The organism is Intestinibacter sp. (assembly GCF_022780145.1).
Taxonomy (GTDB): domain Bacteria; phylum Bacillota; class Clostridia; order Peptostreptococcales; family Peptostreptococcaceae; genus Intestinibacter.
Genome location: NZ_JALEXO010000250.1, coordinates 1 through 2,543, shown reverse-complemented (window position 1 = coordinate 2,543; position 2,543 = coordinate 1). Strand labels below are relative to the sequence as shown.

General features: G+C 33.1%; 3 protein-coding genes and 1 pseudogene. 3 read left to right on the top strand and 1 reads right to left on the bottom strand.

Annotation, left to right across the window (positions count from 1 at the left end; all coding sequences use genetic code 11):
* Positions 1-183: 183 nt before the first annotated feature.
* The 3 genes and pseudogenes from MR593_RS09490 to nrdD form a co-directional block, all read left to right on the top strand.
* On the top strand, positions 184-813 hold the full coding sequence (locus tag MR593_RS09490; RefSeq protein ID WP_290692240.1) for a helix-turn-helix domain-containing protein: 630 nt from the start codon (positions 184-186) through the stop codon (positions 811-813).
* Positions 814-831: 18 nt separating this feature from the next.
* Positions 832-1,500, top strand: a complete 669-nt coding sequence (locus MR593_RS09485; protein ID WP_290692238.1) for a chloramphenicol acetyltransferase — start codon at positions 832-834, stop codon at positions 1,498-1,500.
* 232 nt (positions 1,501-1,732) lie between these two features.
* Positions 1,733-1,852 (top strand): annotated as a pseudogene (gene nrdD / locus MR593_RS13655) (anaerobic ribonucleoside-triphosphate reductase); the annotation flags it as partial.
* A gap of 24 nt (positions 1,853-1,876) precedes the next feature.
* Here the strand turns inward: nrdD and MR593_RS09475 are convergent.
* Positions 1,877-2,485, bottom strand: a complete 609-nt coding sequence (locus MR593_RS09475) for a LysE/ArgO family amino acid transporter (RefSeq protein ID WP_290692234.1) — start codon at positions 2,483-2,485, stop codon at positions 1,877-1,879.
* Positions 2,486-2,543 lie beyond the last annotated feature (58 nt).

Sequence of the window (2,543 nt, the reverse complement as noted above, 5' to 3'; positions counted from 1 at the left end):
GCTATGAAACGTAGAGGATGGTATTAAGATTTAAAGATAGAATTTAAGCCTATCATGGATATATAAATTTTGAATATGGGAAGATGAGTTGAAGAGATTTGATTCATCTTCTTTTTTTTTCTCTACTTTGCGTAGATTGTGGGTATTAAAAAAATGACTTATCATATTTATGAGGTGATAAGTATGGATAATGTAAAAATCGGCAGACTAATAGCTAGCAAGAGAAAAGAGAGGAATATGACTCAAAGGGAATTGGGACTTAAGATAAATGTCAGCGATAAAACTATATCAAAATGGGAGTTAGGTCTTGGTATGCCTGATATATCTTGTATAGAAAGTTTAGCTGGTGTGTTAGGGCTAAACGTAAATGAGATATTATCGGGAGATGTCAACATAAATGACAACAATATGGCGAATATGAAAAAGACTAAGTTTTATTTCTGTGGAAAATGTGGAAATATCATAGCCAGTACAAACAATGTGACTTTGAGCTGCTGTGGACAAAAGCTTACAGAATTAAGCGAGTGTAATTCAAAAGTGGTGGAAAATAACGGAAATACTGTGGATAATGATAAAGATATAGATAAAAATGATATAAAAGTAGAGTATATAGAAGATGATATTTTTGTGACTGTGGATCATCCGATGATAAAATCGCATTTTGTATCGTTTATGGCTTATGTAACTGCGGATAAGTTGATGATTAACAAGTTATATCCAGAGCAAGATGCGTGTGCACGTTTTAAGAGAAGTGGCCATGGAATTATATATGTACTTTGTAATAAGCATGGTTTAGTCAGCAAAAGAATATAATATGAAAGGAGTATGTATATGAATCTTAAATTTAACGAGATAGATTTGAAAAAATGGCCTAGAGGTGGTATGTTTTATTATTTTTCTAAAATGGCACCGACTGGATATTCATTGACAGTTGACATAGATGTTACAGTAGTTAAAGAAGCTATGAAAGATAGAAATTTAAAATTTTTCCCAGCATATTTGTACCTAGTTACAAAATGTTTGAATAAGCAAGTGGAGTTTAAGGTGGCTATGCAGGATGACAAGCTTGGATATTACGATACATTGACTCCTATGTACGGTGTTTTTCACGAGGATGATAAGACGATTTCTTTGATGTGGACTGAGTATGACGATGATTTTGAAAAATTTTACAATAATTATATAGAAAATCAAAATAAATACAAAAACAATCATGGAGTTTTATCTCAGCCAGAACAGCTTCCACCAGCGAATTGTTATACTGTGTCATGTGTTCCGTGGATAGATTTCAAGCATTTTTCAGTAAATAGCTACGAAAATAAACCTTATTATTTTCCTTCAATAGAATCTGGTAAAATACACGAGCAGGATGGACGATTGATAATGCCTCTATCTATGACGCTGCACCATGCGACTACAGATGGGTATCATGTGAAGGTGTTTTTAGAGGATCTACAAGATCAAATGAATAATCCACAAAATTGGCTATTTTCATTTTAAATTCATTTCAAATGGGTATAATTTAAAATATAGAATATTTTAGAGAAAGAGGGATACTATGGAAAAAATTGAAGTGAGAGTTAAATCACCAGAGGGAATAGTTATAAGCGAAAAAGAAAAAAATGCATATATAGAACACATTAAGAAGAATAACCCACATAGACAAATAGAGTGGGTTGAAATAGTTATCGATGATGAAGGCTTTGCTAATCTTACTTATTCACTAGCACCAGTTGAATTCGAGAGAATCAGAAGAATCACAGGTTATCTAGTTGGTACTACAGATAAGTGGAACGACGGCAAAAAAGCAGAGCTTAAGGATAGAGTAAAACATTCATGCAATTGTTGTTAGAAATAGGAGCTAAGGCTCCTATTTTTATATTATACTGATAAAATTTAGAAGTAGCTTAAAACCGTAAAATATAATCACGATTCCACAGACGATGTTGATTGTTCGAAGTACTTTTACATTAAATTTATTACTAAAAGTAGAGATAACAAATGTAACTCCTGTAAACCACAAGCATGATGCAAGAGCAACTCCAGAAATAAACGTGATAGAGCTTACGGCTGGAAGTGTTACATGAAACGCTCCTAGCATCAAAGTACCATCTATAATTGCTTGAGGGTTGAACCATGTCACTACACAAGCAGATGAGATGGTTTTGAAAATTGATATTTCTGATTTTGATTTTTCTATTTCTTCGACCTTTGAGCGAAGAAGTCCGATGCCTATGTATATGACAATCAAGCTACCCATAAGTAAGATTATCATTTGCAGCCATTTATAACGTTGCATAACTGTACCAATTCCAAAAAAACATGCTAATGCTAATGTTACATCAAAAAATATAACAATAAGTGCTGTTAGGAGTGCACGACGGCGCGTATGTGTCAATGCTGAATTGATAACAAAGAGGTTTTGTAGACCAATAGGAGCTACATAGGCAAGTCCCATAGTCAATCCCTGAAGGAAATATATCATATTTATCAACTCCTTTACCAACCAAAATAAATATAAAATAGACGTATCATAGACTCTA